The sequence below is a fragment of the Paenibacillus apii genome (genome assembly GCF_011043685.1).
Taxonomy (GTDB): domain Bacteria; phylum Bacillota; class Bacilli; order Paenibacillales; family Paenibacillaceae; genus Paenibacillus_AQ; species Paenibacillus_AQ sabinae.
The window spans coordinates 138,085-162,152 of the sequence record NZ_JAAKGU010000004.1; the positions used below are offsets into that span (position 1 = coordinate 138,085).

Consider the following 24,068-nt stretch of genomic DNA (forward strand, 5'->3'; position numbering starts at 1 on the left):
ATAAGATCAATAATACCCGCCGTAGCTTTTTCTAAAGTCTGATCTTTCAGGAATGGATAGTTAAAATTGCATCTGGTGTTCGCTTAAGCAGTCTGACTAATGTTAAGGGGGATAGCTTAATGAGCAAAATGTATGTTGATCCATCCAAAGAAAGCGGCACATCCAGGCAAAGGATTCTTCAGACGGTATCCGGCGTTACGGGTCACAGGATTGAAGACATTGACGACGAAATGTTTCTGGAAGACGATCTGGGGCTGGATTCGATCAAGATGATTTCGCTGATGAATGAAATGATGAAGCTGATTCCGGAGGAACAGCTGGATGATTTTCAAGACGCCCATCCGGTGGGATCATTGCTGATTATATCCACTGTCCGCGAATTGCTGGGCATTTTTGAGACATGGGAAGCCTCCCTGGGCAAGGCCCTGAATGCTCCTGAAATTGCGGCCACTGCCGACGCAGTCCCCATAACCGGAGAAATGCGTGAGCAGCTCAAGGTGGAGGTCTGCGAATTGATCACCGAAATCACCGGCCATAACCTGGTCGATCTGCATGCGGATATGGATCTGGAAAGTGATCTGGGGCTGGATTCGATCAAAATGATTTCGCTCATGAACGCTATGCTGAGACTCATTCCTGCAGACCAAGTGGACGACTTTACATGCAAATATTCCTTCGCTTCGCTGCTGACCCTGCAGACCGTCGGAGATATTATAGAGTTGTTTGCCGATTGGCGGAAGAATGCCGGTATTGTCCCCCAGCCGGTTCTGAACGCCGACGCTCCTGTTATGGCGGGAGTTTCTGAAAATGATCCTGAATTTCTTGAAATTTTACATACTCAATATTTATTTTTGGTCACGTATTTATCCGTAGCTAATCTCTCCATCAGCACTGGAGTGAAGGTCAGAGGCGAGCTGAATTTGGGAAGTCTGAGAGAGTCCTGGAGAGAGCTGATTGACCGCCATCCTATTCTCCGCAGCGTGTTTACTATTGATCAAGGGACAAGCAGCCTGAAGGGCTACCGCCTGAAACTGCTCAAGGATGTTGCTCCGCCGGAGATTTCCGTGGAGGATATCCGGCATCTGGACCAGCAGGCACAGCAGCAAGTGATCTCCCGAAAATTTGAAGACAGGCTGAATCAAAAATTTGATATTACCCGGTGGCCGCTGCACACCTTCTCAGTGATGCGTACCGCCGATGATGAATTCGAACTCATTCTTGACATTAACCATCTCATCTCGGACGGTCTCGGCAACCAGCAGATCGTGAAGGAATTGCTGGAGATTTACGGCGCAAGATCGCTCAAGACAAACGCCCGGCTGGGACCTGCCCTTCGCGCCAAAGAGTACAACGATATCGTTATGAAGCTTAATCATTGGGAAGCTCCGGAGGAAATTCAAGCCCTGGACGTATACGTACGGCAGCAGGGAAGGGGAACCTATTTTTTCAACCCGTATAAATCCTTAGGCGCACCCGCACCTGAACGTACCAAAGAGGCTGTAATCCATACCCGGAAATTTTGGATCGATGAGCAGACTACGGCTCTCCTGTTCAAGCGTACCAAAGCGTGGCGCACCTCCTTGTTTGTTCTTCTGGTCAGCGCGTATTTAAAGACGATCAAGCAGCAGGGAGAAGAGCAAAGCCGAATTATTCTCAATCTGCCGACAAGCGGCAAGCTGTACCCCAATCAGGATGCAACGGACGTGCTCGGCGCGTTTGCGCAGAATCTGGCCCTCACCTTTACTTGCGACGATGCCGGGGAAGGCTGGGAATCGCTGATCGGCAGAACCAAAGAAGTCATCAATAGCAAGCTATCCTCAGGAATGGACCGGGCGCAGACCTCCAGAGCCGCACACTACTCCAAAGACTCGATCCGCCTGCACAATGGCAGCATGCCGGAAGCGGCGGCTTCCATGATCCGCTCAACGCTCAAATCAAACCTTTACCTCTCCTTCGTAGGAAATACATCTATTGACAAGAGATACGGACAGTACGAAGTCTATGATTATGAAGCTTATACGGGAACCAACCCCGGAACGATAGACAATCTGGTTGAAATCTTTCAAGGCAGACTGATGCTCACATCGAACTATGACAGCGCCTTTTTTGACGACGGGTACATCGACAAGCATATGAGCAGATTTATTGAAAATATTAACCGGCTCGCCGCATTTGAAGGGAAGACCGCAGAGTCTGTCTCTGTGGCGCCAGGACCGCAAGCTGCTCGGAGAACAGGCGAGACAGAAGAGAAGCTGCGGGTCATCGCCCAAGAAATCAGCGCAAGGAAGCTTGGAGCCGAAGATCTGTCCCGTGATCTGGAAGCCGAGCTCGGTCTGGATTCCCTGCAGCGTATCCGGCTCATCACGCGGCTGGGCGGCGTATTCGGGAATATCGATAAGGCGGTTCTATTCGAATGCCGGACACTGAATGAAATGATCTCCAAATTGGACGGCGGCAGCGCTGGTTCGTCATTGGATAGCGAAACGGCGGCAGCGGAGATCCCTTATCTAAAAATCTCCGAGCAATGCAAGCTTACCCCGAACGCCGTCGCTGTTCTGGACGGAGCGCGAAGCGTCACTTACCGCGAACTGGATGAATTATCCAACCGCTTGGCCAACTATCTGCGCTCACAGGGAGTGAAATCGCAGACGCTGGTCGGAATTATGACGCTTCCCGGTCACCTGATGCTGGTCGGCATTTTAGGCATCCTGAAGGCCGGGGCCGCTTATGTTCCTCTTGATCCGGTGTATCCGCCTGAACGGATCAAGTATATTACCCGGCATGCCCAGCTTCAGTTCCTGTTGACGGAACAGCTGCTGAAAGAGCAGGCGGACCAAATCGTTCAGGAAAGCCCGTCTGTCCGGGAATTGATTTATCTGGACGAGGCTGCGGGCAAGCCTGAACGGCAAGTCCAGCCTGATTCGGCGCAGTGGAGGAACTATTCCGAGCGCGATCCTGAGGTTATAAGCTCGCCCCATGATGTCATGGTCGTTCTCTATACATCGGGATCAACCGGAAATCCGAAGGGAGTCGTGCTGAATCACCGGGGCTATATGAACCGGCTGGAATGGCATCAGGAGACGTTCCGGCTGCAGCCCGGCGAACGGGTGGCGCAAAAGACGTCCTGCTGCTTTGACATCTCGGTCTGGGAGCTGCTGTGGCCGTTAATGTATGGCGGGACCGTGTGCCCGGCCAAGCCGGAGGTCGTCAAGAATCCGTGGAGCCTGGCCCGGTGGATGATCGATACCCGCATCAATGTCATGCATTTTGTGCCTTCATTGTTCGGTGAATTTGTCAATTCGCTTGAGGACGAGGGATATTCGTTTCCCGGGCTGCGCTGGCTTATTTTCAGCGGAGAAGGTCTTCCTCTCTCTCCGGTTCAGAAATGGATGGACCGGTACGGGAAGTCCACCGGACTGGCCAATCTCTATGGTCCCACCGAGGCTTCCATCGATGTCACTTACCATATCGTTTCCGAAAGACCGGGATCGAACGGCGAGCTCAGCATCCCTATTGGCAAGCCTATCAACAATGTGTTTATTAAAAATCTGGATGAGCGGATGCGTGAAGTTCCGGAGGGCGAAATGGGCGAGCTGTGGATCGGCGGCATTCAGCTGGCTAAAGGATATTTGCATGATCCGGAGAAGACCCGCGCCGCCTTCCACCCGAATCCGTTCCCAGAAATTCCCGGGGAATTCATTTACCGGACAGGGGATTTGACGGTGAAAAGGGCGGATGGCAGCTTCGAATACCATGGCCGCATCGATAATCAGGTGAAGCTGCGGGGCTTTCGGGTGGAATTGGGCGAGATTGAAGCCGTTCTGGACGCCCATGACCATATCGACGAGGCCGCCGTCATTGTAGTTGAGCCGGTTCCCGGACAGCAAATCCTGCTGGCCTGCCTGTCCGGTAAGACGACCGAGGAACAAGAAATCAAGGATTTCATAGGCCGGAAGCTTCCCTACTACATGATTCCGCATCGTTTGGAGTGGCTGCCGCGGCTGCCGAAGAACCCGAACGGCAAGCTGGACCGCAAAGCGCTGCGTGATCGGTTCGGCGGATCGGGCTATCCGGCGGAGTCTTTAGAGAGTCCTCATCTCACTGAGATGAAAGAGGAGGACACCCTCCCGCTGGCGCCAGCCCAGAGCTGGCTGATGAATTATTTTGAATCCCCGTATTGCTGGGCGGGCTATACCCGATTTGTATACAACCGGCCGCTGGATTTGCAGCGGTTCAAGAAAGCCGTTGTTGTATTGAACGGGCGTCATGATGTGCTGAGAAGCGTTCTGGTACAGAAGGATTCCGGATGGGAGCAGCGTTTCCTTTCGAAGGAAGTGGACAGCAATGTGGATTTCTACGACGGCACCCATATGGAGGAAGCTGAAAGAAATGAAGCGATTGGGGCAGCCCTGACCGAAGCGATCAAGGGATTGCAGGTTGACCGGTGGCCTTTATGGCGAATTGTCGTCGTTCAGATTTCGGAGTCGTCGTACGATATTGCGGCGGTTGGCCATCATCTGATTTCGGATATTATTACCAACCAGCTGTTGGTTCGGGAAATTTGGCAGATTTATGCCGGTCTCGGGCCGGAAGAGCAGCAAGTGCAGCTCCCGGAGCCTCATTCATATGCCGATTTCATTAAGGCCGTACAGGAACACAAACAAATTAACGGCAAAAACTATGCGGATTACTGGTCATCCCAGTTCCCGCCGGAGTCCGTGTTCAAGCTCCCTGCCGATTATATCAAGGGGCCAAACGATGAGCAGTCCGCAAGGCTTGTCCGCTTCGAATTTGACAAAGAGCAGACTTCGAAGGTACTGGGCCGGGCCAAAAAGCACTTTGGCAGCAATGTATATCCGATTCTGCTGGCTCCGCTTTACCGGCTGCTGGGCAGTCTCTATCAGCGCCCTAAGGTCATTGTCAGCCACCGGGTGCATGGGCGAGAGCTGGGGAGCGAGCAGAGCTTTATGCAGACGCCCGGTAATTTTGCCGTCAATTTTCCCATGGGTATTCATGTGGAGCAGAACAGCAGCTGGCAGGAACTTGTCCGCAGCATTCGCCAGAGTCTGGAAGAGGTTCCGCTTGGCGGGGTGAGCTATGATCTCGTCTCCGAGAATTTACCGATGTACATGTACCCGGACGTCAAATTGACGCCGATCAGGGCCAATTATCTCGGAAACCGGGATATGCCGAAGCTGCCCGGCTTTGAATTCTCGAAGGAAGGGCTGGACCGCCGGTTTGCACTGCCTGAGCAAAAAAGAATATCCGTCATTGAATTTTTCTTCTCCATCGAGGAGGGCAAACTGGCCGTTGAGATTGAGTATTCGTCCAATCTTCATGCGGCATCAACGATCAATCTCTTGGCGGAGCATTACACCGAAAATATGCTGAACCTGCTCTCGTCGATCGAATCGCCGGCACCGCAGCTTAGTTTAAGAGAAGGACTGCTGTCCAATAAAGTGGCCATTGTGACGGGCGGCAGCAAAGGCATCGGACGGAGCATCGCAGAATCCTTGGCCCGGGAGGGAGCCGACCTTGTCCTCATATCCAGATCGGATCAGAAGCTTCAAGAGACAGCGAAAGAGATCCGCAAGTTAGGTGCGGAGGTTCAGGCGATATCGGCGGACGTCAGCGATATTTCAAGTGTATATAAGGCCGTAGATCAGGCCATGGAACGCTTCGGCCATATCGATATTCTGGTCAACAGCGCCGGAATCACCGGAATGGCGGCGGCGGCCGATATGAGCCCCGAGACGTGGAGCGAGATTATTCAGGTGAATCTGCTGGGAACATATCACTTTTGCTATGCGGTTATCCCGCATTTGCTGAAACAGAAGCAGGGCAAGATCATCAATATCGGCTCCGACTCCTCATTTATCGGTTATCCGATGATGAGCGCCTATGCGGCATCCAAGCATGGTGTCCTTGGTTTGACCCGATCTTTATCGGAAGAGCTGAAGAACCGCAATATTCAGGTGAACGCGCTGTGCCCGGCGCTTGTGGATACCGATATGGCCCCCGCAGCGTTCAGAGGAAGGGCCATCCCTCCATCAGGCGTTGCCGACGCGGCGGTATTCCTGGCTTCGTCCGCTTCAGATTATATTACCGGCGAAGCTCTGCAAATCTATGGCAAGCAGGATATGAACTGGTTTGGAGCACAGCAGATGCAAATGCTGCAGGCGGTCATGCGCAAGCAACCAACATTGTAAAAGGGGCTTAAGCGAAAATGGAGCAACAATCGGGCAACTTTCATGAGCTCTTTGGCGGAAGCAAAGGGATCATTTACAGCATTGCCCTTCTGGTAGGAACCTCCATGGGCGTCATCAACCCGCTTTCTACTACCCACATGACCACCAACCATGGAGATGAAATCTGGATTGGCATCATTTCTTCCTCTTATTTTTTCTTTATGGCGCTGGGTTCCGTATTTGTGGACCGCACAATGAGAGGAAGCAATGTGAAAAGGGTCATTACGACAGGGCTGCTGCTAACCTCAGTTTGTGCATCGATTTTCCCGTTTTTTACCATTAATAGTATTTGGCTGGGCCTCATGTCCGTGATGGGGATTGGCATCAGCTGCAATATGGTGGGGATGCAGACGGCGCTGCACAATCTTTCGAGTGCAAAAAGTCTCGGGATGATCAACGGAATTTACAGCTTATGCTATGCCTTGGGGCTGATTGTCAGCGCGGCGCTGGCGCCGCAGGTGTACGGCTATGCCGCATGGCTGCCCTTCGCTTTCAGCGGTCTGTGCCTGGTGCTCGCTGCGGGAATTATTCATTTTAAGCTGACCGATGTATTGGTCATTCCCGGGCGCGCAAGGGACAAGGTCATATCCAAAATTACGCTGGCACTCTTCGGGGCTTTTGTGTACGGGTTCAGCGAAACGATTGTCGTTTCGCTGTATCCCCTCTATTTAATAAGGGAGCATGTCGCGGTTTCTCAGACAGGGTATGCTTTAAGTATTTTTGTAATCGGCAGCATTATCGGTCTTCTTCCATTAACCTATCTGGCCGACCGGATGGGACGGAGGAAGTGCCTGGCTATATGTGTGCTTCTCTCGATTGTGGCCGTGATGGGCATCGTGTACGTATCGGATATGTCTCTTAAAATGCTATTTTCCTTCGCCGCCGGGTTTATGATCGGGCCGCTGTATCCTCTCTCAATGGCTCTTGCGGTTCAGGATTTGCCTCAAAGCGAGAGGTCTTCGGGAAATGCATGGTTCACCACCTTTTACGGCTTTGGTTCGGCGGCCGGGCCGTTTTTCTCCTCAGTCGTGATGGACGTTTGGGGGCACCGGCATATTTTTACGGCAAGTCTGCTGCTGTTTGGCTTGTTTCTGACCCACATGTTTGTGACAAGAAAAGGTTCAAAAGTACGATTAGCCAAGGAGGAAATGTTGTGAGCAGATTCAAGAGGAAGAGTAAAGAGAATCTTTCTATTCTCAAGGGAAAAAGCATAACCGGCAAATATGCCGAGCTCGGCAATCTGGCGAATGCCCTCGTTCAAGTGACGGGCAACCCGGAAAGAGGCATTACTTTTATCCAAAATGATAACTCGGAATTCTTCCTTTCGTATCAGGCGCTCTTGGATGGAGCTACCCGCCGCCTGGGAGGTCTGCAGAAACAAGGGTTTAAGCCGGGCGAGTATGCGCTGATTTTGCTGGAAGACAGCAAGGATTTCATTCTTACCTTCTGGGCCTGCATCCTTGGCGGCATTATCCCTGTTCCGGCATCCTACCCGGCATCCTCCAAGGTAATCAATACCTCGCTTAGCAAGCTGCTGGCCATTTGGGAGGTTTTGGAGCGTCCCCGGATTCTGTCCGACCGAAGTCTGCTGGAGTCCCGTGAAGAAATGGAAACGACACTCGGCATCAGCGGATTGCAGATTCTTGAAGCTTCAAGCCTGGATGAGGCGCAGCAGAACGGAATTCTTATGTTGGCTGACGCCCATTCGCCCGCGCTGATCCAGTTTAGCTCCGGCAGCACGAATATACCTAAAGGGACGATCCTGACCCATGACAATCTGTTAACCAATTTAGAAGCCATTATATCCAGCATGCGGATGTCGGATAAGGACCGTTCCCTCGGCTGGATGCCGTATCACCACGATATGGGGCTGATCGGCTTTCACCTCTCCACCTTGGTCTGCGGCATCAATCAATTCAATATGACGCCGATGAAATTCGTCAAGCGGCCGACCCTGTGGCTCGATATGATCGACAAGCACCGGATCACCTTCTCCGGCTGCCCCAATTTCGGACTTCGGCTCGTTCACAGCAGGGTGAAGGAGGAGCAATTGAACTCCTGGGACCTGAGCTCGCTAAGATTGCTCTTTAACGGCGCCGAACCCATTTCAGTCAAAACAATGCGGAAATTCATGGATAAATTCGCAAAAAGCGGATTCAAAAAAAATGCCATGTTTCCGGTCTACGGGATGGCCGAGGCCTGTCTGGCCGTAAGCTTTCCTACCTTGGGCGAAGAGCCTCTGGTTCACTCGCTGGACCGCGAATTGCTGGCGGGTGAATCGCGCGCCGAGGCCATTGACGAGGACGACAAGCGGGCCACATTAATGGCTGATGAAGGCTATCCTGTCACGGGCATGGAAATTCGAATTGTTGAGGCTGAAACCGGTGCTGTCGTTCCCGAGGGAACCGTGGGTGAAATTCAGATTCGCGGCCGGAATGTCACTTCCGGTTACATCAACAACCCTGAGGCGACGGCCAAGTCCTTTCAGGACGGCTGGTTAAAGACCGGCGATACCGGCTTTATTTTGAGCGGGCGTTTAACGGTCAGCGGACGGATCAAGGACATTGTCTTCGTCAACGGCCAGAACTTTTTCGCCCATGATATAGAAGCGGTTATCGAAGAGCTGGACGAGGTCGAACCCGGGAAAATGGCCGTTTGCGGATGGCATGACGAGGAAGAGGGAAAAGAAAAGGTAGGGCTGTTCTCTACTCAGCGGCTGCAGGAGAAGGACGTAAAGCCGGTCTATTCCAGAATCCTCCGCCATATCAACGAGACGATGGGTATTCCTGTCGACTATGTCTCATTCATCCGCTCTATTCCCAAGACGACCAGCGGCAAAGTGCAGCGATTCAATCTTGTCGGATCATTCAAGAAGGGCGAATTTCAGGATAAGACGTATCCTGGCTCTTATTTTGCAGCCGAAGCCAAGCCGATGGAACCGGAGAAAAAACCGGGCGGCGAAGCCGCTTCCGGTGCATTTATAGAGACCATTCGGAAGATATGGGCGTCTGTTCTTCATAAACCGGTGGAAACCATACCGTACGATGAGCCCTTCCTGTCTTTGGGAGGCACCTCGCTGAAAGCAATGCAAGTTCTTGGGGCGCTTGAGGATGAGCTGCACATGGAACTGACGCATGATTTGTTAATCAAATGCCGTACCGTGCGTGAAATGGACGAGTACCTTGCCGTCTGGGTTAACTCCAAGGGCAGCCCGTCCGAAGAGCGGAAGGAGCCGTCCGCTTCAAGTGGCGGCAAGTCCGGCGGCGGAGATATTGCCGTGATCGCCATGGCCTGCCGGTTCCCGGGAGCGTCCAGCCCGGAGGAGTTCTGGAACAATCTGGTGCAGGGAGTGACGTCTATCGGCGAAGTGCCCGGCAGCCATTGGAATATTGACGACTATTACAGTCCGAATCCGGAATTCGGCAAGACCTACTGCCGCACAGGAGGCTTTCTTGACAATCCCTACGGCTTTGACGCCGGCTTGTTTGGCATCTCCGATGAAGAAGCGGCTGTGATGGACCCGCAGCAGCGAATGGTTCTGGAACTGACATATGAGTTAATCGAACGGGCGGGGTATTCCCGGCAGCAAATGAGCGGGAAGAAGGTTGGGCTATTTGTCGGCGCGGGAGGAAACTCCTATTTTGAATATCATCTGAATACCTTGAACCGGATGAAGCTGCAGAGCTTCGACAGCTTCGCCGTACTCAGCGGTGAGCAGCAGGAGCAGATTATGGAGGAGTGGAGACGGAAGCTGGGGATCACGGGCGACCATTCCAATCTGCTGGTCGATAATATTGTCAATATGATTCCGGCGCGAACCTCGCAGGAATTCAATTTCAAAGGGCCGAGCATGGCCGTGGATACGGCGTGCTCATCGTCGCTGGTTACGCTTCATCTTGCCGCCGATTCCATTCGCAGAGGGGAATGCGAATCCGCTATAGCTGGAGGAATCTCACTCCTGCTGACGCCTACCTCGTATCAATATTTCAGCAATGCCGGCGCTTTATCTGTCAGCGGGCGCAGCAGCGTCTTTGATGCCGGCGCCGACGGCTTCGTACCCGGAGAAGGGGGCGGGCTGGTAATGCTCAAGCCCCTTGAGCAAGCGCAAAGAGACGGAGATTCCGTTCTGGCGGTTCTTAGGGCTAGTGAAATCAACAACGACGGCCACTCCATCGGTGTAATGGCCCCTAACCCTGACGGGCAGAGAGAGCTGATCGAGTCTCTCTATCTGCGGAATGGGCTGAATCCGGCGGATATTCAGTATGTGGAAGCCCATGGAACGGGCACGAAAATCGGCGACCCGAGCGAAGTCAGAGCGCTGGATAAAGCCTTTAAGCGCTGGGGGCTTGCCGCGCAATCGATTGCCATTGGTTCGGTAAAATCCAATATCGGGCATCTGCTCGGCGCGGCGGGAATCGCCAGCTTTATCAAGATCGTCATGGCCCTGCGTAACAAAACGATGCCGCCGCAGGTGAATGTCGTTCAGCCGAATCCGATGCTGAAATTTGAGCAGACCCCTTTCCATCTGCTCCCTGAAGCGAGCGAATGGAAAGTGGCGGAGGGAGCGGCCAGACGAGCGGCCATTAACTCCTTCGGCTTTGGCGGGACCAACAGCCATATGGTCGTTGAAGAGGCGCCGCAGGGACATACGATAAGCAGGGAAGCATATCCGGAGCGGCCGAAGCATGTCATTGTTCTGTCCGCTCATACCGCTTCCGCGCTGGAGCAAAAAAAGGCGGAGCTGGCGGCCTTTCTCGAACAATCCGGGGAGTATTCGCTCGGGGATGTCTGCTATACAGAGAACGTGACACGTACTGCGCTGCCGCACCGTTTCCATGCGGTAGCCGATTCGGCTCAGGACCTGATCGGCAAATTGAAGCTCCCTTCGTCTGAGCCGGTCCCGGCCCTCATTTCGCCGAAGATTGCTTTGATGTTTACCGGACAAGGCTCGCAATATGCGGGGATGGGAAGAGCTTTATACGATCAGCTTCCCGTTTTTCGTCAAATTGTGGACGAGTGCTCCGAGGCCTTTTATCCCTATTTGCAGATGAAGCTGACGGACTTGCTCTACGGCACGGGTGCCGACAATCAAGTTCTTGCGCAGACGAACATCACTCAACCGGCCGTCTTCACGATGGACTATGCCTTTGGCAGACTGCTGCTCGATTTGGGCATCCGGCCCGCTTACCTTCTCGGGCACAGCATCGGGGAATGGGCTGCCGCTTGTCTCGCGGGCGTCGTCAGCCTTGCAGATGCGGCAAGATTGGTAGCCGCAAGAGGCAAATTAATGAGTGAGCTGCCGGCGGCGGGAGCCATGGCGGCCGTATTTACTTCAGCCAGCAAACTTGATGCTTTGCTGAAGTCCTTTGAAGGTTCCTTGTGGGTCGCCGGATACAACGTCACGCATCAGGTTGTGTCCGGAACGGCGGAAGCGGTGGAAGCATTCGTGTCCGCGCTGCAGACGCAGGGAATCGGAGCCAAGAGACTGAACGTTTCGCAGGCCTTCCACACGCCGCTGATGGAACCGATGCTGGAAGCGTTCAAGAAGGAGCTGGAAGCCACGGTGTTCCACGCTCCGCAAATTCCGGTCATTTCCAATGTGACCGCTGAAGTCATTCAGGAGCCGCCAACGGCGCAGTATTGGATGCAGCATATTCTGGATGCAGTTAAGTTTGAGCAAAGCATAACTTACGCGATAGAACAGGAGGTCTCGGTTCTGGTCGAGTGCGGACCGGACGCTATCCTTGCCGGTATGGCCGGAGGCTTGCAGCACGCAAGCAAACCGCAGGTGCTTCATTCTCTTAGCCGCAAAAGAGAGAACTGGGAGACCTGGCTCGGTATGCTTGGGCAGTTATTTTCGCTGGGAGCGGGCATCAATTGGACAGCGATAGAGCCAATGCATGTCTACCGGAAAGTGGCGCTCCCTGCGTATCCTTTCGAGCATAAGACGTTCAAGCCGGACTTTGGAGCAGGCTCGGAGGCTGGGGCAAATGGCAGCGGCTTGTTCCACGAATGGCAGTGGAAACCTGCGGACCTTACCGGCGGCACCCCGGTTAATGAAGGAGCCCTGCTCGTATGGAACTGCAGCCAGGAGATCGGAGGGGAACTGGAGCGCCTGATGGACGCTGACCGAAACCCGGTCTACTACGTTGCCTCCGGCGATAAATTCCATTTCGACGGCAAGCGCAGCTTTACCATACGGCCCGACCATGCAGAGGATTATGCGGATTTGCTGGAGCAGGTGCCAGGCAGGCTGTCGGCAGTTATTCATTTATCCCATTATCTGCAGGAAGTGCTTCATGCCGACAATCTGCTGAAGGATGGCGGCGTAAATGAACATTTTTACAGTCTGCTGTATTTGGGGCAAGGTCTGGTCCGCCACAGGCTGAGCGATGTGCAGTTGGTCATTGTTACGGATAAAGCTTATGCACTGCCAGACGATGCAGGCGGGGGCAATCCGAATCAGGCGGCGGCGGCCACACTGGGCCAGGTCATCGATTCCGAGAATGACAGAATCCGGGTATCGGTGATCGATATGAACAAGGAGGAATACCCGGCAGGCCGGGATTTTGCCAAAGCATTGACTTTAGCCATGCAGCAGCAGGCCGATGAGGAGTCGATCTCAGCCATACGCGGCGGGGTCCGTTATGTGCGCACCTTGGAGAAAATGCCCGCGCCGGCCGTCGGACAACCTATTCACCTTCACGATGGGGAAACGTACCTGATTACCGGCGGCACCGGGCTTGTAGGCGGCCAAATTGCTTTGGCGCTTGCGCGGCAAGCACGGATCAATGTCGTTCTTACCGGCCGAAAACAGCTTCCGCCCGATCATCGCCTCTTACCGAAGCTGGAAGAGCTGGGCGCTCAGGTGATGTACGCGGCCGTAGATGTTACGGATCAGGCTCAAATGGAGGAGCTGCTGCGCAGCATTCACGCCGCCTATGGCCCACTGCACGGAGTTGTTCATGCCGCGGGACAGCTGGAATACACGCCTCATAAGATTTTAAGCCGAAGTGTAAGCGATATGGACAGCATTCTGGCTCCCAAATGGAAGGGGACCATGATTACGGACCTCGTAACCCGTCAAGAGCCCCTGCGATTCTTCGCGGCCCTGTCTTCGGTTTCGGCCACCCGCAAAGCATGGGCTTCCGGTCTTGGCGATTATGCCGCGGCCAACGCTTTCTTGAATGGCTACAGCTCCTATCGAACGAAGGAGCAGGCTCCGGGGCGTTCCTTGTCGGTCAACTTCTCGCTCTGGTCGGACACGGGGGCGGGAACGGAGTTTGGAAATCTTCTTGAACTGACGCTTAGATCACAAGGGCTGAAGCCGCTTGTTCATTCGAAAGCCGCCGATGCTTTCTTGAGAGCCTTGGGAACCGCCCGGCCGGATGTCATTCATATCCTGGACCTGGTAAAAAGCGATGAGAAGAAGGAACGACCGGCCGCTCTTAAAGCAGAACGTCAGCCCGCAGCAGCCGCCGATACCGGCGTCCGCACGCCGGTTTACCGCACTGCAAAAGAAATCCGGGAAACGGTATTCCGGACAATAGCCGGGCAGCTGCAAATCCCTGTAAGCCATCTGGAGGCGGGCAAGAACTTCATGGAACTTGGACTCGATTCGCTCGGGGCGGTTCAGGCGGTGTCCAAGCTTGGCGGCATCTTTAATACCGAGATGTACCCGACGCTTATTTTTGAATACCAGACGCCCGAAGAATTATCCGCGCACATTGAAGAGCTGCTCACGGCCGAACCCGTCAAAGCAGCGGCTCACGGTGAGAACAAGAAAACCGGGGAGAGCGGAAAGAATGAAATACTCCGAGATATCGCCATTATCGGGATCGGTCTGCGCATACCCGGAGCGAGCAATCCGGAGGAATATTGGGAGCTGCTGCATAACGGACGAAGCGCCATTCGCCCCGTCGATCCCGGAAGATGGTCTAATGATGAGCATGTGAATACCGATGCCACGGCGCTTCATACGACTTACATCAGCCGCGGGGGCTTTATCGACGCTCCGTACGACTTTGATCCGTTGTTCTTTGGAATGTCGCCGAAAGAAGCGGAGGCCACCGATCCCCAGCAGAGGATCTTTCTGCAGATCGCCTGGGAGGCCTTGCAGCAAGCGGGGTATGGGGGGAAATACCGCACCCGCAAGATCGGCGTGTTCGCAGGCTGCGAGCAGAACACCTATATGGAGCATTTCGCCAATTACCGTTCCTATAAGCTGATCAAGAGCCGTTTGGCGGACAGCCCCGCCTTCAAGCGGATGAACCCTGAAGAACGGCAGGAAATTCTCGCCGGCATTTCCGGCGTGCTGGAGCCGGCCCGCCTCGTTCCCGATACGGTTGCCGGCAATGGCTTGAATGAGGTTGCGGCGCGGGTAAGCCACTGCTTGAATTTGACCGGACCCAGCCTGATCGTAAATTCCGCCTGCTCCTCTTCACTGGTAGCCATTCACATGGCCTGTGAAAGTCTGCGCACCGGGGAGTCTGAAATGGCCATTGCGGGCGGCGTGAACCTGAATTTGAGCCCAACACCGTTCGTCTCTCTCAGCCGGGTGACCGCGCTGTCTCCGACCGGAGTCTGCTACCCGTTTGACCAAAGAGCAAACGGAATGGTGCTGGGTGAAGGAGCCGGAGCTGTACTGCTGAAGCCGCTTGAAGCCGCACAAAGAGATGGCGATTATATCTATGCGGTCATTAAAGGCTCGGCCATCAACAATGACGGCCGCTCCCAGGGAATTACTGCGCCAAGGCCGCAGGGGCAAGCAGAGGTAATCAGGGCAGCGTTCCTGCGGACGGGAATTCATCCCGAAACGGTTTCTTATGTCGAAACGCACGGCACGGCCACGCCGCTTGGCGACCCCATTGAAATTGAGGGAATGACCCAGGCGTTCAGCACCTTTACGGACAAGAAGCAATTTTGCGGAATCGGTTCGGTCAAATCCTCCGTTGGCCATATGCTGTCCGCCGCCGGGGTGACCAGTCTGATCAAGGTGGCTCTTGCCTTGAAGCATCAAACGCTGCCGCATACGCTGAATTATGACCGGCCGAATCCGAATATCGATTTTGAGCAATCCCCGTTCTATGTGGTCGATAAATATCCAAGACCCTGGAAGGCGGAAGGAATCACGCCGCTCAGAGCAAGTGTCAATGCCTTCGGATTCGGAGGTACCAACGCCCATGTTATTTTGGAACAGGCACCGCAGACTTCGGATGTTCTTTCTCCGGCGGATAACGGGCCGCATCTTCTGATGCTTACCGGCAGAAATGAACAAAGCATGAGGGCCGTCGCCGGACAACTCAGAGCGCATCTTGAGAAGCATGGGGAGGTTAGCGCAGCTTCCGTATGCTGCACAATGAATCTTTCACAGAAAGAAATGTCCGCCAAAGCGGCGGCCGTTATCAGGTCCCGAGGGCATTTGACGAGCGTTCTATCCGCGGTTGAAAATGGCGAGTCTTTTGCTGAAATTACCAAAGGACGCTCCAATCCAAGCCGAACGACAGCGGTACATCTTATGCTGGACGGCAACCTGACGGTTAGCGGCAGCGAAGTGGATGCGCTCTGCTCCCGGTTCCCTGGCTTCGACTCGGCCTATCAGAAAGCGAAGCAAGAAATTAAGAATGGCGGAGAGCAGCTTAAGTCCTTTGCCCTTCAATACGCGACTGCAAAGCTTCTGCTCGAATTAGGGATTCGTCCTGCCGGAATTTTTGCGGAGGGAACAGGCATACTCGCCGCGCTCGTTCTCACGGGTCAGGTTTCGCTGCGGCAAGCCGTATTATTTATGCAGGAGGGAATCGAGCAGCCCGGCGAGACGACAATCGATGATCACGAATTTGTGAAATGTCCGGTGGTAACTCCGCTAGGCGTAATCTATCGCGGCCATAACAGAGACCTCTGTTCTTTCGTTAAGAACGCTGCCGGGAATAAACTGGAGGAACAGGATTTTACGGATGCCATGGGCGCGGGCGAAGCGCTGATTTATTTCGGAAGCGATCTTCGCTCGGTTAACCTGCCGGCCGGTCAGCGCGATACAGTCCAGACCCTTAGCATCTCGCTGGAATTGGACGCCGTAGAGAATCTTTTGCAGGGCATGGGCAAGCTGTATGTTCTTGGCGTTCCTTTCGATCCGTCCGGACTCGGTAGTCCCGATCAGAAAAAGGTGCTTTTGCCGACCTATCCGTTCGCTAATGAGATCTATAAGGTTTCTTATGAACAAGAGGAAGTGCCGGTCATAAAGGCAGGACTCCGAAAAATCGAGGTATAAAGGGAGAGGGGCATGAGCAAGGGCTACAAAATAACAAGAACTGTAATCCTGTCTGTCATTGTTCTGCTCGCCCTGCTGGCATTGACCTTGTTCACTGCCAGCGGCGCGTTGAAGAAGGCCGAATATCTCGATCCCTGGAAACGGGATTATGCCAAGCAGTTCGAGGACCCGCGACTGCAGCTCGTGGCTCATGGATTATTGGCCGCGAACAGCCATAATCTGCAGCCGTGGAAAATCCGCTTGGACCAGCAGAACCCGCTGCTGTTCTATCTTTACACCGACAGCGAACGGCTTGCGACGGAATCGGACCCCTTGGCCCGGCAAACGCTGGTTTCACAAGGTACCTTTTTGGAGTATTTGCGGATAGCCGGCGAGCAGCTGGGATACCCCGCAGAGATCGCGCTGTTTCCGGATGGGGAGTACGATGAACAACATTTAAGGGAGAGCATGGAACGGAAGCCGGTGGCGAGGATTACGTTGTCCAAGGCGAACCCCAGGCGAGATCCGCTTTATGAATTTATGTTCTTGCCGGATACGAACAGAATGGCCTATCGGGCGGATGAAGTAACGCCAGCTCAAATCCGGAAGCTGAGCGCAACCGACACGGAGCAGGACCTGATCTTATCCTTTTTAAACGGTCAAAAGGATATCGAGAAGTTTGGCGCCTACGGTGTGGAGGGCACGGATATCGAAACCGGTCTGCAGCGGATGAACGACGAGTCGGCCCGGATTTTTCGTTCCAATGAGTATCAGAAGAATAAATACCGTTTTGGATTTTCATTTGAAGGGCAAGGAACGACGGGCTGGAAAAAGCATCTGCTGCAAGGATTAATCACGCTCATTCCCACCCTCAACAATGAGGAAGCCGCGGCCAAGCTCGCCGTCCAGACGGCCCGAACCGCAGCGAGCCATACTCCGGCGTATGCCTTGGTCCTCAGTAAGGATAACAGCCGGACCAGCCAGGTTAAAGCGGGAATGCTGTACAGCAGGCTTATCCTTGCCGCGCATGAGGAAGGACTCGTGATGCAGCCGCTCAGCCAGGTCTTGGAGGAATATCCGGAAATGCGAGAGGCTTACGGCAGAATCCACAGGGAGTATGCGTCGCCGGGCGAAACGATACAGTTCCTGATCCGCTTGGGCAGACCGACCCAAGAGACACCGCTCAGCATGAGACGGGAGGCTGTGGATTTGATTCGGGAATAGGAATGGCTTGCAGGTTAAAAGTACAGATAAACTCGGGCAGTGAGTAGGGGAGACATTCCTCTGTTCACTGTCTATTTTTAAGGAGTGGAAGGACATCAATGGTTGAGGTCTATGCACTGCTGGTGCCGTATGAAGAGGGTTTTCCGCAATATATGGAATTGTGCGATTATGTGTCGCCAGAGAAAAGCATACGCATCAAGCGCATGGCAAGCCCAAAAGACGCGCAGCGGCTTCTTTGGGCCGAATTGCTCGTTCGCGCTCTGATTATGGACAAATACAAGCTGAAAAACAGAGAGATTTCGTTTGTTACCAATCCACACGGCAAGCCTGTTTTTGAGAGAGATCCAAGCTTTGCATTCAATATCTCCCACTCGGGAAATTGGATCGTTGCGGCCGTTGCCGAACAAGGACAATGGATAGGAGTTGATATAGAAGAAATCCGGCCGATTGAGCTTGATATTGCCGAACGATTTTTTGCGCCGTCGGAGTACCGTCATTTGACTAGGGAAAGCAAGTCCCGTCAATTGGAGTATTTCTATGATTTATGGACACTCAAAGAGAGCTATCTTAAAGCTACCGGCGCAGGATTGACGCTTCCTCTTAATTCATTTGAGATCCATAAGGACAGGGAAGCAGGCGCCATTTCCGTTGCCCAGACGCATTCCGCGCATACGTTCTTTTTTCGGCAATACGATGTTGATCCTTCCTATAAACTGTCCGTTTGTTCTACGGAGGAAAGCTTTGTCGACGCTGTTAAAAGGGTTGAGTGTTCCGAGGTTTATGAGCGGGTGGCTGGAGTGCCGATGCAAAAGCTTTAATTCATAAGAAACATTCAGCATCCGGTAACTTCGATGATTCTTATTCAAACCCTTGTTTGTCTTGCAATAGTAGTTCCGAAATCGTCTTGCCCAGGATTCGTCCTGCTGTTTTAGGGGCCACAATTCCTGGCAGACCCGGCGCCAATAATGCCTTAATGCCCTGCTCCTTAGCAAAGCGAAAGTCGGTTCCACCCGGACGGGAAGCCAGATCGATAATAAGCGTTTCTTTGGAGATACAGGTTAAGATATCTTGAGTAATAATCAATGAAGGAATGGTATTAAAGATAATATGAACGTCTTTCACCTGACATTGTAAGTCCGATGTATAGAAGGCGTTAAAGCCCATCTCCCAGGCTCTTGCATAAACTTCAGGCTTGTTGACTCCAGCTTTAACGCTGGCTCCCAGCCCATTTAGGGTTCTCGCGAGAGTCATCCCGACTCTGCCCAGGCCGAGTACCATGCAGGTGGAGCCATGAATCGTAATAGCCGTATGCTGGATTGCCATCATCACAGCACCCTCGGCCGTAGGAATGGAATTATATATGGCTACGTCATCTCGTTCAAACAGCTCTATAAGCTCTAAACGATGGCTCTTACATAAGTCTCTAAGATAACGATTGGCTATACCAGTAAATATTTTGGCATGTTTGGGAATCAAAGCTACCAGATCTTCAGTTAGAATCAACTCCTCTGACGAGAAAGCAGATTCTGCTTTTCCATATTCATCTGTTCCGGTTACGGGGAGAATTACCGCGTCCGCCTGGCATAAAGATTCCACGCTTAGGCTAGTCTTAACAGCTCCGTCCAACGACAACAGATTATCAAAGCCAATGGCTTGAACGTCAGCTCCCTGCTCGGCAAGCACCCGAATCACTTCCAGTTGGCGGTTATCTCCGCCAATCAGAACAACCTTTTTACCGATTAATGACTCCACATGCTCAGTCCTCTCAGCTACTTTTACTAAGAGATTCGACATCTGTATTTTGATTCCTTTACCTATACGAGAACGTGCTCGAGTTCTTGCTCGATAATGATTACACCCCATGTAAATTATACTTGCCAGCTTCTCTGTCCCCATGGTAGTATCGATAGAAATAATTGGAAGGACATAGAGATCAACGACTTCCGGCAAGTTGCATGCCTGGGTCTTTTTTCTATAGAGGAAGGAAATCCGGGGAGGGAATGTTAATGTCGGCCATACGTGTACAGGGCTTAAGCAAGGTGTTCAATGTCAAGGAAAAGCGGCGAGGTCTTCGCGGCAGTATGCAGTCTTTGTTCCGGCCGGTATACAGGGAGAAGACAGCGGTGAAGCCGATTGATTTTTCGGTAGAGGAGGGAGAAATCCTGGCCTTTATGGGACCTAACGGCGCGGGAAAATCAACCACGATCAAAATGCTGACCGGTATTCTCCATCCGACATCAGGCCATGCAGAGGTGCTGGGTCTGTGCCCCTGGAAGGAACGCGGCAGGCTGGGCTTCGTGGTCGGCTCCGTCTTCGGGCAGAAATCGCAGCTCTGGTATCATCTTCCGCCTGTGGACTCCTTCGAGCTGCTCGGCGCCGTCTACGAACTCCCGAAAACGGATTTCCTGCGCCGCAGAGACGATCTGGCCGAACGCTTCGAGATAGGCCCTTATATGAACACTCCTGTACGCAGGCTGTCTCTTGGCGAAAGAATGCGCTGTGAGATTGTGGCGGCGCTTCTCCACAGCCCAAGAGTGGTATTCCTTGACGAGCCCACCATCGGACTGGATATTGTCGTCAAGCAGAAGATTCGCGACCTGATCGTGGAGATGAACAGGGAGGAAGGGACTACGCTGTTCCTGACCTCTCATGACGCCGGCGATATCGAGCAGTTATGCAAAAGAGCTATCGTCATCAACCATGGCGATATCATTCTCGATCAGGAAGTATCCCGGATGAAGCGGGATTACCTCACCTACAAAACCATCAACCTGCGGCTGAAGGAGAAGCCCGCCTCTATGGAACTCCCCGGCGTACAAATCTTGAAGCAGCAAGGGAATGGGCTGAAACTTAACATAGACACCGCTGTAATTAACATCGAAGAGGTTCTCGGTTATATCGTCGCTCACTACAGGGTAGAAGATGTAACCATTGAAGATCCTCCAATGGAGGAGATCATCGCCAAGATTTACGAGCGAACCGGCGGCGCCCATAGCTCCATAGCCAAGTATCCTGCAGACGCGGAAAAAGGAGCTGCTAGTGCGGGCGTCTTGCACCGCGGCAAGGCTTCAGGAGGTTCCCTATGAATGTATCGGTCAAGCTGCGCAAATATCGGGCCGTTAGCCGCATAACCGTCAAAAATCAACTCATGTATGTTATGGATTTGTTGGTAAGAACGCTGTTTCTGCTCATCATTCTCTATATCTTCATTCAGCTGTGGACCGCCACTTATGCCGGTACAGGGGAGAAGGTTATCGGAGGCTACCGCTTCGAGGAACTGATCTGGTATCTCATTTTTTCCGAATCTCTCGTGACGGCTATGCCGAAGCTTCATATTACTGTGGAGGACGAGGTGAAGACGGGTGGCATCGGGTACCTGCTGTGCAGACCTGTGAGCTACATCCTCTACCGGTATGCAGAGTTTGCCGGGGAATTTGCCGTAAGACTTGTCGTTAACCTGCTGGTGGGAGGCGCCTTGGGCCTCACGCTTTTCGGACTCCCGGGCTTCGGATGGGGGTGGCTCGGCTTTGTGCCGGTGGCTGCTGCGGCGGTAACGCTGAATTTTATGATCCGGATGATGCTGGCGCTGTGCGCTTTCTGGGTGGAGGAAATTCAAGGCTTAATCTTCGTGTATGACAAGCTGCTGTTTACAATTGGAGGGATGCTGCTTCCCTTGGAACTGTTTGCAGAGCCGTTCCGGAGCATCTGCCGCTGGCTGCCTTTTCAGACCATGATCTATTTTCCGGTCAAGACGGCCGTTCAATTTGAAGCCGGGAGAATGCTCCAGATGCTGGGAATCCAGGTTGTCTGGGGGCTGGTATTCGGTCTGCTGCTCAGCCTGGTGTTCAGGAGAGGGGTGAACAAGCTTAATGTTAACGGCGGTTAAACGAAAATACGGCTTTGTTTTTACGGCGTGGAAGCTGAATTTGGCCGGCGCCATGGAGTTTCGCCTCAGCTTCTTCATGACGGCGGGGATGATGGCTTTAAGCAACACGGTGTTCCTGTTCTTCTGGGCCATGTACTTTCAGCGGTTTCCCCTGATCAACGGATGGACCTTGAGCGATGTGATGATGGTCTGGGCAGTCAGCACGGCCGGCTTTGGCATATCCAATATGCTGTTCGGCAATACGCTGCGCATCGCTTTTATCGTGGCGAACGGCGACTTGGATTTGTATCTGGCTCAGCCCAAGCCGGTGCTGCTAAATGTGCTGGTCAACCGGATGTCGCTAACGGCGGTAGGAGATTTTGTGTTCGGGCTGGTAATCTATGCCTGGTTCGGACAGCATACCCCGCTGGGGCTGTTAAAATACGCCGCTGCGGTGCTTCTGGCCGCCATGATCTTCACTTTTTTTAACCTGCTGATCCAGTCTCTTGCTTTCTATATCGGAAATGCGGAAGGAATCGGGTATCAGATGTTTATAGGCTTCATATCGTTCAGCACTTACCCTACGGATATTTTTAAAAGCTGGGGCAAGATCATGCTGTTTACCATTTTACCTGCCGGGTTCATCAGCTATCTGCCGGTTGGTTTTTTGCGGGAGTTCAACTGGGGCTTTATGGTCGGACTGCTGGCTGCGGTAACTGTGCTTGGGATAGGCGCGTTGACGACGTTCCATCGGGGGCTCGCCCGGTATAGTTCCGGTAACCGGATGGGGCTGCGGGGATGAAGGGAATATGGCAGGCAGATTGATGATCTTCTTGGTGAAAATAATAAAAACCCCTTGGATACCAAGGGGTTTGTCATTTGTAAGTATGGTCGAGACGACAGGATTTGAACCTGCGACCTCTTGCTCCCGAAGCAAGCGCTCTACCAAGCTGAGCCACGTCTCGTTAACGGAAATTATCAGTGATGTTTCGTCCGAACAATTAGAGATTATACGCCTGTTCGCGTTTCTTGTAAAGGAGTGTTTTTGGGAAAAAAGAGGTGAAAATATGAACATCTGGCTGAAGTAGGTTTAGAGACCGCCAGTATGTATAATGTCCATATGAGAATTTTTAACAGGGCGGTATCATCCGCCATCTAAGGGGGAGTTAACATGGACCTGGGTTTAAAGGGGAAAAAAGCAATAGTGACCGGCGGCAGCAAAGGAATCGGTCTGGCCACGGCCATTCTTCTGGCGAGTGAAGGCGCGGAGGTGGCTATCGTCGCCCGCACGCTTGAGCCGCTGAACGCAGCCGCGCGCCACATATATGAAGTGACGCGCAAGGAGCCGCTCGTCATCCAGGCCGACATCTCGTCGGAGGAGGGCGCACGGCGGGCAGTCGAGACGGCCGGAGCGCATTTTGGAAGCGTCGATATTCTGATTAATAATGCCGGAACCTCCGCCGCCAAGCCGTTCGAAGAAGTGGACGCTGAAGGCTGGGACGCCGACCTTGACCTGAAGCTGCTGGGCGCGGTGCACTGCGCGCGGGCGGCGATCCCGTATATGCGCGGGGCGGGCGGCGGCGCGATCGTCAATGTCACGGCGGTGAAAGGCAAGGCTCCGTCTGCATCTTCTCTGCCAACGTCGGTCAGCCGGGCCGCGGGGCTCGCCCTGACCAAAGCGATGAGCAAGGATTTAGCCGGAGAGGGCATCCGTGTCAACGCGGTATGCATCGGCCTTATCCGCAGCGACCAGATCGAGCGGAAGTGGAAGCAATCTGCTCCAGAGAAGAGCTGGGAGGAGTTCTCGGCCGATCCGCGGCACGGCATTCCGCTGGGAAGAATTGGCGAGGCGGAAGAAGCGGCCAAGGTGATCGCGTTCCTCGTATCCGGTGCGGCTTCCTATGTAACCGGAACGTCCGTTAATATCGACGGCGGCTCTTCGGCAGTGTTGTAACCGTTAGCGGTTAAACCGGACAGGCTCTGTCTAAAGGCTGGCGCACAGCTAAGAAATAGGATTGCCACGATCTGGGGCAGCCGGTTGTCATAGCAGATCCAGTAAGGCTGTTTGACAGAAACGATGGACATGGATATACTTATAATGTTAAAATGCGTTAACCTCATAGCTATGAATACAGTGATGAAATGAAGTACGCCGGAAACAAGGCTTCAGCAGAGAACGGATTCCCTTGCGGGTAACGCAAGCGGCTGCGAGAATCCGGGAGACGGGCCGGCGGAAAGCTGATTTCGGAGTGCGGGTAAAGCCCGCCGGATGGCCCCGTTAACGGCTGTAACAAGGCGATCGCTCGGCTGCGGCGTGTCTTTAAGCACCTTTACTGGATGCTCAAGACGCAAATGGGTGATAACCAGGGTGGTACCGCGATATGAATCGTCCCTGAATTTATTCAGGGGCGTTTTTGTTTTCATTTTTTCGAAATCCTGGCAAGGATCGGACGAGCGCTTATCCGTTGCCAGATTTTTACGATTC

General features: G+C 53.2%; 11 protein-coding genes and 1 tRNA gene. 9 read left to right on the forward strand and 3 right to left on the reverse strand.

Going from position 1 to position 24,068, the window contains the following annotated elements; translation table 11 throughout:
* Nucleotides 1-119 precede the first annotated feature (119 nt).
* From G5B47_RS10945 to G5B47_RS10965, 5 genes are all read left to right on the forward strand, one after another.
* Entirely contained in the window at nucleotides 120-6,209 is a 6,090-nt protein-coding gene (locus G5B47_RS10945; RefSeq protein WP_235957141.1) for a non-ribosomal peptide synthetase, read from the forward strand.
* A gap of 17 nt (nucleotides 6,210-6,226) precedes the next feature.
* Nucleotides 6,227-7,405 (forward strand): MFS transporter, encoded by a 1,179-nt coding sequence (locus G5B47_RS25575; RefSeq protein ID WP_165097797.1) that lies wholly within the window; start codon nucleotides 6,227-6,229, stop codon nucleotides 7,403-7,405.
* Nucleotides 7,402-16,515, forward strand: coding sequence for an SDR family NAD(P)-dependent oxidoreductase (locus G5B47_RS10955; RefSeq protein ID WP_328804512.1), 9,114 nt, complete (start codon nucleotides 7,402-7,404; stop codon nucleotides 16,513-16,515). Before G5B47_RS25575 ends, G5B47_RS10955 begins: the two co-directional genes overlap by 4 nt.
* A 12-nt stretch (nucleotides 16,516-16,527) precedes the next feature.
* On the forward strand, nucleotides 16,528-17,718 hold the full coding sequence (locus tag G5B47_RS10960; RefSeq protein WP_165097801.1) for an Acg family FMN-binding oxidoreductase: 1,191 nt from the start codon (nucleotides 16,528-16,530) through the stop codon (nucleotides 17,716-17,718).
* 98 nt (nucleotides 17,719-17,816) lie between these two features.
* Nucleotides 17,817-18,536, forward strand: a complete 720-nt coding sequence (locus G5B47_RS10965) for a 4'-phosphopantetheinyl transferase family protein (protein ID WP_165097803.1) — start codon at nucleotides 17,817-17,819, stop codon at nucleotides 18,534-18,536.
* Nucleotides 18,537-18,576: 40 nt separating this feature from the next.
* On the opposite strand, the gene dpsA is transcribed toward G5B47_RS10965, so the two are convergent.
* Nucleotides 18,577-19,470, reverse strand: a complete 894-nt coding sequence (gene dpsA, locus G5B47_RS10970; RefSeq protein ID WP_328804513.1) for a dipicolinate synthase subunit DpsA — start codon at nucleotides 19,468-19,470, stop codon at nucleotides 18,577-18,579.
* Nucleotides 19,471-19,724: 254 nt separating this feature from the next.
* Between dpsA and G5B47_RS10975 the strand changes: the two genes are divergently transcribed.
* From G5B47_RS10975 to G5B47_RS10985, 3 genes are read left to right on the forward strand one after another with little or no spacing between them, the layout of a single operon-like run.
* A complete protein-coding gene (locus G5B47_RS10975) occupies nucleotides 19,725-20,804 on the forward strand; it encodes an ABC transporter ATP-binding protein (protein WP_165097807.1) in 1,080 nt (359 codons plus the stop codon).
* Nucleotides 20,801-21,604, forward strand: coding sequence for an ABC transporter permease (locus G5B47_RS10980; protein ID WP_165097810.1), 804 nt, complete (start codon nucleotides 20,801-20,803; stop codon nucleotides 21,602-21,604). Before G5B47_RS10975 ends, G5B47_RS10980 begins: the two co-directional genes overlap by 4 nt.
* The gene (locus G5B47_RS10985) at nucleotides 21,588-22,385 is read left to right on the forward strand and encodes an ABC transporter permease (RefSeq protein WP_165097813.1); all 798 of its coding nucleotides are present in this window, start codon (nucleotides 21,588-21,590) and stop codon (nucleotides 22,383-22,385) included. Before G5B47_RS10980 ends, G5B47_RS10985 begins: the two co-directional genes overlap by 17 nt.
* Nucleotides 22,386-22,471: 86 nt before the next feature.
* Here the strand turns inward: G5B47_RS10985 and G5B47_RS10990 are convergent.
* Nucleotides 22,472-22,548, reverse strand: a tRNA-Pro gene (locus G5B47_RS10990).
* A 206-nt stretch (nucleotides 22,549-22,754) separates the two neighbouring features.
* On the opposite strand from G5B47_RS10990, the gene G5B47_RS10995 reads away from it, so the two are divergent.
* Nucleotides 22,755-23,537 carry an SDR family NAD(P)-dependent oxidoreductase gene (locus G5B47_RS10995; RefSeq protein WP_165097816.1) on the forward strand — a complete coding sequence of 261 codons (783 nt, stop codon included), beginning with the start codon at nucleotides 22,755-22,757 and terminating at the stop codon, nucleotides 23,535-23,537.
* A 212-nt stretch (nucleotides 23,538-23,749) separates the two neighbouring features.
* Here the strand turns inward: G5B47_RS10995 and G5B47_RS11000 are convergent, their stop codons facing one another.
* Complete coding sequence (locus G5B47_RS11000) at nucleotides 23,750-24,007, reverse strand: hypothetical protein (protein ID WP_165097819.1); 258 nt, start codon at nucleotides 24,005-24,007, stop codon at nucleotides 23,750-23,752.
* Between the last annotated feature and the right edge of the window lie 61 nt (nucleotides 24,008-24,068).

What these genes read in the sequence shown, in the direction of transcription:
- G5B47_RS10960 (WP_165097801.1), top strand. Translation starts at nt 16,528, where the DNA reads ATGAGCAAGGGCTACAAAATAACAAGAACTGTAATCCTGTCTGTCATT.
- G5B47_RS10965 (WP_165097803.1), top strand. Translation starts at nt 17,817, where the DNA reads ATGGTTGAGGTCTATGCACTGCTGGTGCCGTATGAAGAGGGTTTTCCG.
- G5B47_RS10995 (WP_165097816.1), top strand. Translation starts at nt 22,755, where the DNA reads ATGGACCTGGGTTTAAAGGGGAAAAAAGCAATAGTGACCGGCGGCAGC.
- G5B47_RS11000 (WP_165097819.1), bottom strand. Translation starts at nt 24,007, where the DNA reads ATGAAAACAAAAACGCCCCTGAATAAATTCAGGGACGATTCATATCGC.
- G5B47_RS25575 (WP_165097797.1), top strand. Translation starts at nt 6,227, where the DNA reads ATGGAGCAACAATCGGGCAACTTTCATGAGCTCTTTGGCGGAAGCAAA.
- G5B47_RS10945 (WP_235957141.1), top strand. Translation starts at nt 120, where the DNA reads ATGAGCAAAATGTATGTTGATCCATCCAAAGAAAGCGGCACATCCAGG.
- G5B47_RS10975 (WP_165097807.1), top strand. Translation starts at nt 19,725, where the DNA reads ATGTCGGCCATACGTGTACAGGGCTTAAGCAAGGTGTTCAATGTCAAG.
- G5B47_RS10985 (WP_165097813.1), top strand. Translation starts at nt 21,588, where the DNA reads ATGTTAACGGCGGTTAAACGAAAATACGGCTTTGTTTTTACGGCGTGG.
- G5B47_RS10980 (WP_165097810.1), top strand. Translation starts at nt 20,801, where the DNA reads ATGAATGTATCGGTCAAGCTGCGCAAATATCGGGCCGTTAGCCGCATA.